The sequence below is a fragment of the Pseudoalteromonas sp. ASV78 genome (assembly GCF_047806705.1).
In the GTDB taxonomy this organism is placed as follows: Bacteria; Pseudomonadota; Gammaproteobacteria; order Enterobacterales; family Alteromonadaceae; genus Pseudoalteromonas; species Pseudoalteromonas prydzensis_A.
On sequence record NZ_JBLOPA010000001.1, the window covers coordinates 1,343,165 to 1,356,491 of the forward strand.

Genomic DNA, 13,327 nt, shown 5'->3' on the forward strand with positions numbered 1-13,327 from the left:
TAACCTGCACTCTGGTTAACTCGCATTTGAAAATTAACAAGCCTGTGAACAGTTAGTTCACAGGCTTTTTTTATACCATCAAAAAGTGAGATTACAGCTTACACTGTGGGTTTTTACCCGCTGCTTTCGCTGCTTTTTGCTCATTCAATGCTTGTGGCAATTTTGCTTGTAACTCTTTAATTCGATTCCCCGGTGCAGGGTGCGTAGACATAAACTCAGGCGTACCGCTACTGCCCGCTTTACTCATATTCTGCCAAAGCGTGACCGATTCTTTTGGATTAAATCCCGCTTTTGCCATTAGGTCTAAACCCACTTCATCAGCCTCAGATTCATGTGAACGACTAAATGGTAAAATAACGCCGTACTGCGCACCTAAACCAAGCCCTTGCATAATTTCGTTACGGTATTGCACATTACCCATTTCAAGTGCGGCACTGCCGGCTTGCATACCTGTTTGTAGCATTGAGCTTTGCGATACACGCTCATTCGAATGCTCAGCAATTACATGGCCTACTTCGTGACCAATTACAGTCGCGAGTTGATCTTGATTTTCAGCTACTTTTAATAAACCCGTGTGTACACCAATGTAGCCACCGGGTAATGCAAACGCGTTAGCTGAATCGTCTTCAAATACCACCACTTCCCAAGCTTGGCGTGCATACTGTTGCGGTAATACTGCAATCACATCATCAGCAATACACTTTACATAGGCATTTACTTGAGGATTATTATTAATTTTTTGATTCTTTTTCATGTCAGCAAAGCTTTGCTGACCCATCTGACTCATTTGTTGATCAGAATAAAGCGCAATTTGCGTACGCCCTGTTGGTGATGTTTTACAACCCGCTAATACCGCAGTGGCAAGCACAGCCAAAACTAATTTTTTCATTGTATTCCCTCAACTCACATTTAATTATCCCTAGAATAGCAAACCAGTCTACGATTGAACATATTGCAATAACAGCTAAACACACTACTTCTATTATTAATATGTTAAAGATGATAGTTAGCGTGCAAACTAAGTACCCAAGGGTCACTACCGCTGTTACAATATAGGTCTCTTTTTATTTAATGGGTGAATCATGCAAGACTCGGTCTCTTTGAATAAACGCATTCTGTTACCTTTACTTGCCAGCATTGTAGCAATTACACCATTGGCAATTGATATGTACTTACCTGCAATGTTAGTTATTGCCAATGATCTTAATACCAGCATGCCAAATGTACAAATATCATTAAGTTTGTACTTGGCAGGGTATGCTTTAGGGATGTTATTTTTTGGTCCAATAGCGGATCAAATTGGTCGGCGCGTACTCACCAAAGTTGGACTCGCATTATTTGGGGTAAGCTCAGTAGCATTGGCCTTTTGTAATGATATTCATCTATTTTGGGCGCTGCGTGCTATTCAAGCCTTTACTGGTGCTGCGGCAACCGTGGTAGTACCTGGCATAATTCGCCATATCTACAAACAAGATACCGCTAAAGGTATGTCGTATGTATCCATGATCATGATGGTTGCCCCTTTGATCGCCCCCACAGTGGGCTCTATGATCATGGGCTTATCTCACTGGCAAACTATCTTTTTGGTACTGGCAAGCTACAGCTTTGTCATTCTGGCGTTAGTGCAAATTTACCTAATTGATATTCCTATTTTTAAAAGTCCGCTAAAAGGCTTTGCGCTATTTTTTGATAGTTATAAAACAGTGTTTAAAAATAAAGATACCCGTGCAGATATTGCCAGTTCAATGTTTGTATCATTCGGCTTTTTTTGCTTTTTAACCGCAGTGCCGTTTGTATACCTTGATTACTTTAAAGTGTCAGAGCAGTTATTTGGTATTTTGTTCGCGTTTAACGTCATGGCGCTAATGTTTGGTAACTTTTTAAATACCCGACTAGTACCGAGGGTTGGCTCGCGAAAAATGCTCTATTATGGTTTAGCGGTTGGCTTTGTTGCTGGCAGTGCGCTACTTACATTCAGTATATTACACCTGTCACTGTATTTTATTGTCGCAGCGATTGCACCATTAATGATGAGTTTAGGGGTGACCGCAAGTAATGCCGATGCACTGATATTAATGCAATTTGAAGAGCGCTCAGGTACAGCTACAGCAGTTATTGGTACTTTACGTTTTGGTAGCGGTGCATTAGTGGGACCAATTTTAGCGCTGATGCATGCACAAAGTGCAGTGCCATTTTCGAGCTTAATGTTCAGTGCCTTAGTGCTTACACTCATTGCTCAGCTTTGGCACCGAGCTAGAAACAAAAAAAATGCCCGTCGTTAACGGGCATTTTTTATAAACAACTTATTTATTCAGCTGCTTTAGATACCATCACCATTGCAGGGCGTAATAAACGACCATTTAATGTGTAACCTTTTTGCATCACTGCTAATACAGTGTTAGGTGTTACGTCATTACTTGGTTGAATCGACATGGCTTGGTGAAATTCAGGATTAAACTGCTCGCCTTGTGGGTTTACAATTTCAACACCAAATTTTGCAACCGCATCATTAAAGCTTTTCACAGTCATATCAATCCCTTCAAGCAATGGCTTTAAGGTTTCGTTTTCTTTGTCTGAGAACTCAATAGCGCGTTCTAAGTTGTCAATAACGGGCAATAATTCGTTAGCGAACTTTTCAAGTGCAAATTTATGCGCTTTTTCTACATCTTGTGCAGCGCGACGACGCATATTATCTACGTCTGCGGCAGCGCGAACGACCCCGTCTTTTTGACTCGCAATCGTTTGCTTAGCTTCTTCAAGCTCTGCATAAAGCATGGCAATTTCAGCTTCAGGGCTAATTTCTTCGCCTTCATGAGCATCCGCAGCTTCTACAGCGGCTTCCACTTCGGCTTGCATTTGCTCTAATTCTTCGTTTAATTCGACTTCTTGCTCTGGTGATTTTGTCTGCTCAGACATAATTTAAGTGCTCCAATTCTTTTCAATTGCGGTAATTATGGGGATTGAATCAAAAGATTCAAGAGCCAAATGACTCGATTAATTTAAATTCTTGAATGATTGCTTCAATTTGCGCCGATTTAGGGCAAATTACGCAAAAACGACTTTGATATTCTTGATTTTGAAAATACGGTACGCTGATCACCATCAGTTCATCACAATCTGTAAATGGCAGCTGCGCAGTGTTTAACACTGACACGCCATTTTTAAATGCCAATTTATCTTCAACAAAGTTTAAAAAAGAGACACCTATATTTAAGCTTTGCTCACAATCAATTTGTCGGTATAGATAATTTTCACCAACGACTATACTGTTATCTGAGCCTAATTTTTGGCTCAGCTCTCGAGTCCATTGATGCAATGAGTCATGACAATTACGCGGGGCGGTATTTGCCATCGCTTGCATACGATACAAACCTTCCATTAAGGTTTGTTGACTAAACACCGTATTAAGCCAAGTTGCAAATTGATAACGCAAGGTATCTGAAGCCTCATCTGGCTTGTGAATACAAATATTATGACTTTGCCCTGCTCTATCAAGCAATAAAATAAGCCAATCATTACTGTCAAAATCTAATACTTCAACTCTAAAAACATGCTGCGAGCTGACTTGCGGTAAACCAACACAACAACACACTTGATAACGCTGACTCAAACCATGCGCAAGCTCAACTAATTGCGCTTGCGCTGGTTGCCAATACTGGGCAATCTCAGCAAGTGGAAAAAATTCACTTAGCCAGTAATCAAAGCCAGCATTGGTCGGTACTCGTCCGGCAGAGGTATGCGGCGAATATAACAAGCCTATTTTTTCAAGGCGTGACATCGCATTTCTGACTGTTGCTGAGCACACAGCCATGCCTTTTTGTTTAGCAATACGACTAGACGCCACAGGTTGCCCTTCACCATTACAGTACAGGCTCATTACGGCGGAAAATATTTGCTGATCTCGAGGGTTTAAATTCATAGTATCTACATCTTGCTGCATACAGGGGATATCGGGGCGCAATGAGTTTATTTCAAGGTTATTTTCAAACTTGTCTCTTTTGAGTTACTCTACTGATATTAATACTATTGATGCATTTATCATGGAATCACCGTTTAAAACCATAGGTTTAATTGGCAAACCAAATCACAGTGGCGCAGCTGCAACTTTACAGCGCTTATACACTTTTTTAAATGCGCTGGGCTTTAACGTATTATTAGAGCAACGCACTGGCCATCAATTAGCCGACGTACCCAAAGAAAAACTAGTCAAACTGATAGAGCTTGGTGAGCAGGCTGATCTAGCCATTGTTGTGGGTGGTGATGGTAATATGCTAGGTGCAGCGCGCGTTTTAGCCCGCTTTGATGTTGCCGTAATTGGCGTGAACCGTGGTAACTTAGGCTTTCTAACAGATTTAGACCCCGAAGGCTTTGAAGCCAGTTTAGAGCAAGTATTAAGTGGTCAATACATTGAAGAAAAACGCTTTTTACTCGAAGTTGAAGTATACCGCCATGGCGAACTAAAAAGCGCTAACTCAGCAGTGAATGAAGCAGTTTTACACGCCGATAAAGTCGCTCATATGATTGAATTTGAAGCCTTCATTAATAACGATTTTGTTTTTTCGCAGCGCTCCGATGGCTTAATTGTCTCAACGCCAACAGGTTCTACCGCCTATTCTCTCTCTGGTGGCGGGCCAATTTTAACCCCAGAGCTTAATGCAATTTCATTAGTGCCGATGTTTCCACATACACTATCAAGTAGACCTTTAGTGGTTGATGCAGATAACGAAGTACGCTTAAAATTGAGCTTGGAAAATACCGACAGTTTACAAGTTAGTTGTGATAGTCATGTGGTGCTTGCGGTATTACCTGGCGATGAAGTGCTAATTAAAAAAGCAGATAAGAAATTGCGTCTGATCCATCCTAAAAATTACTCGTATTATCATGTATTAAGAACCAAGTTAAATTGGGGCAGTCGTTTGTATTAATTTCATTGCGCTTAACCATACTTTAGAGCAAAATAGTTGAAATTTATTTGTTACCTTTTTCAGGGAAATTAACGCCTCATGACTTATGTTGTTTTCTTGGCTTTATTATTATTGATCACCCTACTTGGCAGCTATTTAGTGATTGAAAATAACCGCCGCAAAGCACTCGCAGCAAAAAAGAAGTTATTTAATACCCGCGTCAACGAAGTGAATGCGAATGTAAAGTTAAAGCTCAATGAATATTATGAAGCAAAAATAATTCGCCCAAAATACATTCCTCGTATTCAGGTAATTGTTAGTAATTTTTTTGTTGTACAGCCCCACAGCGACGAAAACTTACTTTATTTAGAGCGCCTTGTAGAGTCACTGATCAGTACTATTAATAGTGAACTGGCAAAAACTTATGTGACCGGTGAACGTGATGCGCTCGCAGAGCGCTTAGATTTTTTTGTCAGTGAATTACCCACTGCGGGCTTAGCTTACAATAAAACCTTTTACCATGAATTATTACCTTCACTGATCAAAGTTTTATCTACCAGCGAGTTATCAGCCAATCCCGATGATTATGAAAAAGCTGTTGATCCAGCAAACAATTTTGACACTTCTGTAAATGAGCATTAAATAAACTCGCTAATATAATAAAATTTAATTTGCAAAAACCCAAAACACTGTATAAATTAACAGTTAATTGACTGGATGGATAAACAGTATGTTAATTGGGTTAGAAATTAAAAATTTTGCAATTGTGAGCAATTTAAGCACCGAATGGCAAAGCGGTATGACTGCTATTACCGGTGAAACAGGTGCGGGTAAATCAATCGCTATCGATGCCTTATCATTGTGTTTAGGCGAACGTGCTGAAGCCTCAGCGGTACGACCAGGCACAGAGCGCGCAGAAATTTGTGCGCAATTTGATATTACGGCACTGCCCCTTGCCAAACAATTTTTAGAGCAGCAGCTACTTAGCAATACTGATCAAGAATGTTTATTGCGCCGCGTGATCTGTAAAAATGGTCGCAGTAAAAGCTATATTAATGGTAGCCCTGTAACCGCAGCACAGCTAAAAGAACTCGGCCAACATCTGATCTCAATCCATGGTCAACATGCGCATCAACACCTGTTAAAAAGCGAGCATCAATTACAGTTACTCGACGCATATGCTGGGCACCATACATTAGTTGATAATGTGCGTCAGCAGTATCGCCATTATCAAAATCTACAAAAAGAATTTACTGTCCTTGAACAAGCACAGCAACAACAAGCAGCACAAAAACAACTATTAGAATATCAAGTTGCTGAGCTTGATGAGTTTGCTTTACAAGCCGATGAGTTTAGCCAGATTGAGGCTGAACATCACAAATTAAGCCACAGCCAGACGATTATTGAAGCGTGTCAGCGTGAGCTGCAACACTTATATGAAAGCGACGAACAAAATGCATGCTCGATGTTGCAACATAGTGCCCAACAATTTGCAGAGCTGGCCAGCTTTGATGAAAGCTTAAGTGGCGTTGCTGCATTATTAGCAGAAGCCGCAGTGCAAGTAGAAGAAGCGAGCCGAGAAATTCGTAACTACGCTGAGCAAACAGAGCTTGACCCTAATCGTTTGCTTGACGTTGAAGCGCGCTTAAGTGGTGCGATGGATCTTGCTCGCAAGCATCATATAAAACCGGATCAACTAGTCGAGTTTCACCAGTCGATTAGCCAAGAGCTTGAATCGATCAGTACCAATTCAGCAAGACTTGATGAGCTTAACGATGAGATAAAAACCGCACTTGATGACTACCACAGTGCTGCAATCGCACTTAGTGCAAGCCGCCAAAGTGCCGCGCATACGCTAAATGAATTGATCAGTGCAAGTATGGCGAACCTGTCGATGGAAAACGGCCTGTTTGAAATTGCGCTAAAGCAAGAACATGATCGTGCGCCAAACAGCTTAGGTTTTGACAGCATTGCCTTTTTAGTCTCGACTAACCCAGGCCAACCGTTACAACCATTATCAAAAGTTGCCTCCGGTGGCGAGCTGTCACGCATAAGTTTAGCGATCCAAGTTATTATTGCGCAAAAAGTCACTACGCCAACGCTTATTTTTGATGAAGTGGATGTAGGTATTTCGGGACCAACCGCCTCTGCTGTTGGAAAGTTATTACGTCAACTGGGTAAATCTACTCAGGTAATTTGTGTAACCCATTTACCGCAAGTGGCCAGCTCAGGACATCAGCAATTTTTTGTTGCCAAGGAAATTGCTGATGGTGAAACTTTCACCCAAATGCTACCTCTGAATAAGCATGGTCGTATTGATGAAATTGCCCGTTTACTTGGTGGTGATAACATCAGTAAAACAGCCAAAGCTAACGCCAAAGAGTTAATTATGGCCCATGCTTAAAACTGTAGCCTATAGAGCTAATAGCACAATTAATGCTGCACCCTTTGACAAAACACTAGCAAGCCTTACCAATGGTTGTAAGGCTTGCAAACTAACCTAAGTACACTTTTACAATGATGAAAAAAACAGACTCAACAAAATTAGCAAGCCTCTTGTTTTGCTTAATATCCCTAACTGGTTGCAACGACTATTTTATCACTGACGGAACATCGACTTTCCCTGCATGGCAGCCGCTATTAATCATAGCAACTAGCTGCTTGGTGTTAATACCAATACTGAGTTTAGCGCTGTTGATATTTAGCCAGTGGAAACACATCCAGTTTAAAATCACACTACAACGCTATTTTCATGGCTCCCTTATTTTAATGCTCGCTATTGCCTGGTTTATTGAGGTAGGTTTAGTGCAACGTACTGATAGTAGAATAGATTTAATACTCACCTTATGTGCACTTGGTACGCAAATGGCATTGGTTGCGTTTGCATTTGTACGTATAAATAAACAGCAAAAAATGCTCCATCGTGCCAATAATTTTTTATAATTAGTTGTAAACACAGTCAAAATAAAACATTTTATTTACATGATTGACACATTAAGGTTACCCACATACACTCAAGAAAATAATAAAATCGATGGAGTGAATAATGAACGCAACACAATTGAAACGCTGTTATGCAACATTACAACTAGGAGTCGGTAAAGCAGATGGACGCCTCACTTTAACAGATAATATTTTGCACTTTGAGGCCCTCAATAAACAACTTAGCCTAGGCAGTTACGCGATAAAACTTAATAATATCTCTCATGTTGAGAAATGCGCTGGTAAAGCAGCCGGTGTGCTGCCTATCACAACGTCAGGGATTAAAATAACCACCAAAGAAAATCATCACTTAGAGTTTATTTTAGCTGAACCCGATGAGTGGCTGAATTGTCTGCAAGCGAGGCATTAAGTATTAAAGGAAAGATACTAGGCTGGAGGTGCTAGGCGCTAGGACCCCCACAAATAACTCGGCGCTTAATTCGCCACCGTGGGTTGGGTTTTATTCAATAGTAGTAATAAGGATTTTTCGCGTCTTAAGTCTTTTAACTCACGTTCTAATTGGCGTTGCTATGTATTTAACTCTTTGCGCTGCGTTTGCGTGATGTTATTGCTGATTAATTTCAGAGAGTTGTTGGATTTGATAACAGTCGTTACCTTCTTCCCACGCTTTTCAAAATGCACGGCTGTTACATACACCGCTATACGAGACTCCGCGCATAGCAAGAGTAAAGCCGTTTTCAGGTTGACAATACACAGCTAAACCACGTTCGTAGCTACTTTTAAATTGTGCTACGTTTGGGGTGATATTGTAATCGTTTCACGTCGCGGTCTTTGTTATGCCATCGGCATAATCACCACCGTTTACGCCATGTTTATAACCTAAACTTTGCCAATTCGAGACTTTACACTCATCTTGACTTAACGTTGTGCAGCCATTTAGTAGTGCAATACAACTTAACAAAGTGTTACTTACAAGACAAAATATGGCTTGTAAGGTTAGTGTTATTACACTCACTGCAGTCTGACCTGTGCGCCGGTAAAGCAACGAGCAGTAACGCGAAAAGCAAAACGTATCAACATAATGGTAACAAAAAGTCGTGTTTGTCTTTAATTAATCTTAGGCTTACTAATTTTTGTATGTTGCAATTGCTGTGGGCTTAATATCTAAAGTTATTAACATGACAAGATTACCAGTTGTTAATATTGTAAGTTTAATGTTTTTTTGGTATGGTCTTGTTTCTAATTAAGGCTCAGTTAATGAAATTGGAAATCTATTCATAAGGAAATAAGATAATGAAATTAAATACAATGTGGCTAAAGTCACTCAGCGTAAGTGTAGCGCTATTTGCACCATTAGTAAGTGCAGCGCCTCAGCTTGATAAAGCCATATTTGAGTACAATGCAGGATTAAACATTCAAGAAGAGTTTAATATCTTTGCTGATGGCAACGTGACTGATCCAAATTATCCAAACAGTGAATTGCGTATTCAATTGGATGGTAGTAAAACCTACGACCAGATAGGCTTTTATGACAAAGCTTACACTACATACGGACAGGCGGTTGCATACAACACATTAGATAGACGTTGGGTTAAATTTAAGGGCAAGGTTCTTTACTTTTCAGGTGAAGACAACGGTAACCAAGAGATTGATACTATTCCATTTCGCATTGTTAACCCTGCTGGAGAAACGTCGGAGTGGGGAGAGATTAGAGTGAGTTTAGACCAAGCTTTTGATGGTAATTACGATGTTTATCCGAGTGATGACTCGGCACAGACATTCATTGATCAACCAGTTGATGTGTACGTTAAAGATAACGACACTGGTGTAGCATATTATTACGGTGTTGAGGTTTTTAGCTCACCAACTAACGGTACAGTATCTGTTAACAGTGACTACTCTATTACCTATACACCTAAAGCTGGGTTCATTGGCCAGGATTCGTTCCAATATCGCATTAAGGGTAATAACCTTTATGATATTACAAGCGCCGTAGCGACAGTTTCTATTTCGGTATCAAATTAACGCCCAACTAGAAATATAAAATTGGAAAGGCGATTTTAATTACCCCGAGATCTATAAAAAACTAGAGCCGAGTTACCTTAATATTCGGCTTTTTAGCACGAACAGTATGAGCACTAAGTCCTGCCATCAAGTTCACGATGATTGAAATGCAGCTACGATGTCCTTATGATCCAGTTATGCAAGCTCTTAAGTCGATCAAACGCCGTTTTGATGACATTGCTCGATCCCAACCTTAAATGGGTTGACGCTTGATATTGCTTCAATGGCGTGGAGTCCCTAAAGGCGATACCAGTAGGTTTGGAAAATCACTGCTTTTCACCCGTTTCGAGTAAGTGTGCTTGCCATTAAGGTTTAAGCAATAAACAAAAATCATCGATACTTACGAAGAACGTGTCTAAGTTATTCACCCCCACATCCTTGGTAATCTGATATTTTTTGGTCAGGTGCATATTCTCTCCAGCTTTGATCACCCAATGGCATTAACTTTGATCACTTATTCTCATTAAGCTTTGATCACGAAAATCACTCGATAATGATCACTTTTGTGTTCTTAATGATTTTGCCGATCAAAGCTTAATGCCACTCCTCACCGAGTTCACGTTTTATCATTTTTGTAGGTATGTTAAACCGTTATCTAAATCATTTGATGAGGATAACAATAATGTCAACAAGACCTATATCTATGAGTAAATTACATGCTATTTTACGGCTGAAATATTCAGCAAAATTATCCCATCGAGAGATTGCCAGAAGCTTAACTATCTCCCCTGGCACTGTGGCTAATTACGTTAAAAAGGCCAATGAGTTAGGCTTAAACCAATGGCCGTTACCTGAAGATAAACAACACGGTACTTTTCTTAATACAAAAATCAGGGACTTCTCAACCCGTCAAAAAAGATACCCAACACCTGACTGGCTCACCATCAATAAGGATTTGAAGCAGCACAAACATTTGACGTTGCAGTTAGTATTTGATGAATTGCGTGAGAAAGTCGGTGAGCCTTATTACAGTTATAGCCACTTTTGCCGAGCCTATCGGGAATGGGTGGGCAAACAACGATTGTCGATGCGTCAGCATCATAAAGGCGGTGAAAAGCTGTTTGTGGATTATTGTGGCCCCACGCTGACCATCACGTGCCCTACAACACAGGAAACACGACCTGCTCAAGTGTTTGTTGCCGTGCTCGGCGCATCAAATTATACCTATGCTGAGGCAACGTATAGTCAACAACTTGAAGATTGGGTGATGAGTCATGCCCGTTGCTTTGCGTTTTTAGGCGGTGTTCCTGAACTTGTTATTCCCGACAACTTAAAAAGCGCCGTTAGTAAACCCTGTCGCTACGAGCCTGATTTAAACCCCACGTATCATCAATTAGCCGAGTATTTTAATGTCGCGGTCATACCCGCTAGACCTTATAAACCCAAAGATAAATCGAAGGCTGAAGTCGGTGTACAAATTGTTGAGCGTTGGATCATGGCACGTCTACGCAAGCAAACCTTCTACAGCTTAGCGCACCTAAATCGAGAAATAGCAAAACTACTTGATGCTATGAACAATAAGGTCATGAAGCAATATCAACAGTCACGTAAACAGCTATTTGATAGGGTGGATAAAAGCGCATTAAAGCCATTGCCTGAAAAGCCTTATCACTATACACAAATCAAAACGGTGCGAGTGCACATTGATTATCATGTTGAAATAGAAAAACATTACTACAGTGTGCCGTATCAGTGGGTTAAGAAACAATTACGCGCACACATAACCAATCAGCTAGTACAGCTTTATCATGACGATACCTTAATCGCACAACATCCTCGCTCACATCGTTTAGGTGGGCATACAACACAGTCTCATCATATGCCTCTGGCGCATCAAAAACAGCATGAGCAGTCACCGATAAATTTACGCTCATGGGCATTAAGTATTGGGGAGTATACCCACCAAGTTATTGAGTTACAGCTCAGTGGACGGCGTCACCCCGAGCACGCTTATCGCGCCTGTTTAGGGGTGTTAAGTTTAGCTAAAATCTATTCAAAAGAGCGGCTTGAGCAAGCGTGCTATCGCGCAATCATAATGAATACGACCACACTCAAATCAATAAAGCAGATGCTGAAGAAAGGGTTGGATCAACAACCGTTACCCACACAGCAAACAGAGCCAGAAAAGCCAATTAAGCATGGCAACATACGCGGCACACAGTATTACCATTAAGGAAATGAATCATGATAGACACCATTAATCAACAACTTCAGCTACTCAAGCTATCAGGCATAAAACACGCATTAAAACAGCAGCTTGAGCAGCCTAACTTATACCAAGAGCAAAGCTTTATAGAGCGTATCAGTTTATTGCTAACACATGAAATTGACACGCGTGAGCAAAGAAAAATCGACCGGCTCGTGCGACACGCTAAATTCCGCTTACCGGCTCAGTTAAATCAACTGATTTACTCGCCGACACGCAATATAGAAAAAGCACAGATACGTAACTTAAGCCAAAATAGCTGGCTGAACTTACATCAAAATATCTTAATCACCGGGGCAACAGGCTGTGGAAAAACATACCTTGCGTGTGCCTTAGGACATGAGCACTGCCTACAAGGAAAAAGTGTTTACTATATTCGATTAAAAGAACTACTCGAAAGCCTGTTTCTAGCACAAGCAGATGGTAGTTACCGAAAATTACTAGCGAAGCTAATAAAGTATGATCTACTGATCTTAGACGACTGGGGGCTTGAACCACTGAGTGCGCAGCAACGAGGTGACTTACTCGAATTAATCGATGCGCGGTATGGGTATAAATCACACATAATTATAAGCCAGCTCCCGCAGGAAAACTGGCATGAGATGATCGGAGAATCAACCCATGCTGACGCCATTTTAGATAGGCTAATTCATGGTTCGATTAAGTTGAACTTAAAAGGAGAATCGATACGAAAACAGTTAAATAAATTGACTGATGATGATCAGTTAAGCTAATTTAAAAACGGCTCTACAAAATGATAAATCAGGTGATCAAAGCTGATGAGAATCGGTGATCAAAGTCATGAGAATACGCAGTCAGGAAAACCTGATCATCACAAGGCTTTTAGTTCGTTTTTTATGTGCGGTTCAGATGAACTTGCGTAAGTCCTGCTTGGGTATATTTATTGCTTTAGAGAAGTTGGCCAGGAGGGGGATATCAGACTCCCCCCAGTGAAGTGTGGGTAGCCTGCATAAAAAAGTAAAAGGGGTCAAATTACTTGCTTCATAGAAGGAAATGGGGCCGCGTTTTACCTCTGCGACTTAAATATAGTCTTAATGTCTGCTCTTAAGCGCAGCGCCTCTTAACCTCTTTGTGGATCATTATTTAAATGGCTTTTCCACAATTGAGTGATATAAAACACTCGATAATGCAAGTTCCTGATGCAGACTAATAATGTATTTTTTCGTTGGGTTTCGTTCTACTACTCAAC

The 13,327-nt window shown here is 40.7% G+C and carries 14 protein-coding genes; 9 read left to right on the top strand and 5 right to left on the bottom strand.

Annotation, left to right across the window (positions count from 1 at the left end):
- Window positions 1-91: 91 nt before the first annotated feature.
- Window positions 92-889, bottom strand: a complete 798-nt coding sequence (locus ACMVDV_RS05975) for a M48 family metallopeptidase (protein WP_416157530.1) — start codon at window positions 887-889, stop codon at window positions 92-94.
- Between the two features lie 193 nt (window positions 890-1,082).
- Between ACMVDV_RS05975 and ACMVDV_RS05980 the strand changes: the two genes are divergently transcribed.
- Window positions 1,083-2,282, top strand: coding sequence for a Bcr/CflA family efflux MFS transporter (locus ACMVDV_RS05980; protein ID WP_304179095.1), 1,200 nt, complete (start codon window positions 1,083-1,085; stop codon window positions 2,280-2,282).
- A gap of 25 nt (window positions 2,283-2,307) precedes the next feature.
- Here ACMVDV_RS05980 and grpE read toward each other — a convergent pair whose 3' ends face one another.
- Together grpE and ACMVDV_RS05990 are read right to left on the bottom strand one after the other, a co-directional pair.
- Window positions 2,308-2,916 (bottom strand): nucleotide exchange factor GrpE, encoded by a 609-nt coding sequence (grpE, locus tag ACMVDV_RS05985; RefSeq protein ID WP_304179092.1) that lies wholly within the window; start codon window positions 2,914-2,916, stop codon window positions 2,308-2,310.
- Window positions 2,917-2,974: 58 nt separating this feature from the next.
- Window positions 2,975-3,940 carry an HrcA family transcriptional regulator gene (locus ACMVDV_RS05990; RefSeq protein ID WP_416157531.1) on the bottom strand — a complete coding sequence of 322 codons (966 nt, stop codon included), beginning with the start codon at window positions 3,938-3,940 and terminating at the stop codon, window positions 2,975-2,977.
- Between the two features lie 100 nt (window positions 3,941-4,040).
- On the opposite strand from ACMVDV_RS05990, the gene nadK reads away from it, so the two are divergent.
- The 5 genes from nadK (at window position 4,041) to ACMVDV_RS06015 (ending at window position 8,256) form a co-directional block, all read left to right on the top strand.
- Entirely contained in the window at window positions 4,041-4,925 is an 885-nt protein-coding gene (gene nadK, locus ACMVDV_RS05995) for an NAD(+) kinase (protein WP_416157532.1), read from the top strand.
- A 78-nt stretch (window positions 4,926-5,003) separates the two neighbouring features.
- Window positions 5,004-5,546, top strand: a complete 543-nt coding sequence (locus ACMVDV_RS06000; RefSeq protein ID WP_304179086.1) for a hypothetical protein — start codon at window positions 5,004-5,006, stop codon at window positions 5,544-5,546.
- An 88-nt stretch (window positions 5,547-5,634) separates the two neighbouring features.
- The gene (gene recN, locus ACMVDV_RS06005; RefSeq protein WP_416157533.1) at window positions 5,635-7,308 is read left to right on the top strand and encodes a DNA repair protein RecN; all 1,674 of its coding nucleotides are present in this window, start codon (window positions 5,635-5,637) and stop codon (window positions 7,306-7,308) included.
- Between the two features lie 113 nt (window positions 7,309-7,421).
- The gene (locus ACMVDV_RS06010) at window positions 7,422-7,847 is read left to right on the top strand and encodes a hypothetical protein (protein WP_416157534.1); all 426 of its coding nucleotides are present in this window, start codon (window positions 7,422-7,424) and stop codon (window positions 7,845-7,847) included.
- Window positions 7,848-7,950: 103 nt separating this feature from the next.
- A complete protein-coding gene (locus ACMVDV_RS06015) occupies window positions 7,951-8,256 on the top strand; it encodes a GRAM domain-containing protein (RefSeq protein WP_416157535.1) in 306 nt (101 codons plus the stop codon).
- A 261-nt stretch (window positions 8,257-8,517) separates the two neighbouring features.
- On the opposite strand, the gene ACMVDV_RS06020 is transcribed toward ACMVDV_RS06015, so the two are convergent.
- Together ACMVDV_RS06020 and ACMVDV_RS06025 are read right to left on the bottom strand one after the other, a co-directional pair.
- Window positions 8,518-8,601, bottom strand: a complete 84-nt coding sequence (locus tag ACMVDV_RS06020; protein ID WP_416159059.1) for a hypothetical protein — start codon at window positions 8,599-8,601, stop codon at window positions 8,518-8,520.
- Window positions 8,602-8,664: 63 nt separating this feature from the next.
- On the bottom strand, window positions 8,665-8,862 hold the full coding sequence (locus ACMVDV_RS06025; RefSeq protein ID WP_416157536.1) for a hypothetical protein: 198 nt from the start codon (window positions 8,860-8,862) through the stop codon (window positions 8,665-8,667).
- A 278-nt stretch (window positions 8,863-9,140) separates the two neighbouring features.
- Here ACMVDV_RS06025 and ACMVDV_RS06030 point away from each other — a divergent pair, with 278 nt between their 5' ends.
- From ACMVDV_RS06030 to istB, 3 genes are all read left to right on the top strand, one after another.
- Complete coding sequence (locus tag ACMVDV_RS06030) at window positions 9,141-9,872, top strand: Ig-like domain-containing protein (RefSeq protein WP_416157537.1); 732 nt, start codon at window positions 9,141-9,143, stop codon at window positions 9,870-9,872.
- Between the two features lie 661 nt (window positions 9,873-10,533).
- Window positions 10,534-12,084 carry an IS21 family transposase gene (istA, locus tag ACMVDV_RS06035; RefSeq protein ID WP_416157195.1) on the top strand — a complete coding sequence of 517 codons (1,551 nt, stop codon included), beginning with the start codon at window positions 10,534-10,536 and terminating at the stop codon, window positions 12,082-12,084.
- A gap of 11 nt (window positions 12,085-12,095) precedes the next feature.
- Entirely contained in the window at window positions 12,096-12,851 is a 756-nt protein-coding gene (gene istB, locus ACMVDV_RS06040) for an IS21-like element helper ATPase IstB (protein WP_416157196.1), read from the top strand.
- The last annotated feature ends 476 nt before the right edge of the window (window positions 12,852-13,327 follow it).

What these genes read in the sequence shown, in the direction of transcription:
- ACMVDV_RS05975 (WP_416157530.1), bottom strand. Translation starts at nt 889, where the DNA reads ATGAAAAAATTAGTTTTGGCTGTGCTTGCCACTGCGGTATTAGCGGGT.
- ACMVDV_RS05980 (WP_304179095.1), top strand. Translation starts at nt 1,083, where the DNA reads ATGCAAGACTCGGTCTCTTTGAATAAACGCATTCTGTTACCTTTACTT.
- grpE (WP_304179092.1), bottom strand. Translation starts at nt 2,916, where the DNA reads ATGTCTGAGCAGACAAAATCACCAGAGCAAGAAGTCGAATTAAACGAA.
- ACMVDV_RS05990 (WP_416157531.1), bottom strand. Translation starts at nt 3,940, where the DNA reads ATGCAGCAAGATGTAGATACTATGAATTTAAACCCTCGAGATCAGCAA.
- nadK (WP_416157532.1), top strand. Translation starts at nt 4,041, where the DNA reads ATGGAATCACCGTTTAAAACCATAGGTTTAATTGGCAAACCAAATCAC.
- ACMVDV_RS06000 (WP_304179086.1), top strand. Translation starts at nt 5,004, where the DNA reads ATGACTTATGTTGTTTTCTTGGCTTTATTATTATTGATCACCCTACTT.
- recN (WP_416157533.1), top strand. Translation starts at nt 5,635, where the DNA reads ATGTTAATTGGGTTAGAAATTAAAAATTTTGCAATTGTGAGCAATTTA.
- ACMVDV_RS06010 (WP_416157534.1), top strand. Translation starts at nt 7,422, where the DNA reads ATGATGAAAAAAACAGACTCAACAAAATTAGCAAGCCTCTTGTTTTGC.
- ACMVDV_RS06015 (WP_416157535.1), top strand. Translation starts at nt 7,951, where the DNA reads ATGAACGCAACACAATTGAAACGCTGTTATGCAACATTACAACTAGGA.
- ACMVDV_RS06030 (WP_416157537.1), top strand. Translation starts at nt 9,141, where the DNA reads ATGAAATTAAATACAATGTGGCTAAAGTCACTCAGCGTAAGTGTAGCG.
- istA (WP_416157195.1), top strand. Translation starts at nt 10,534, where the DNA reads ATGTCAACAAGACCTATATCTATGAGTAAATTACATGCTATTTTACGG.
- istB (WP_416157196.1), top strand. Translation starts at nt 12,096, where the DNA reads ATGATAGACACCATTAATCAACAACTTCAGCTACTCAAGCTATCAGGC.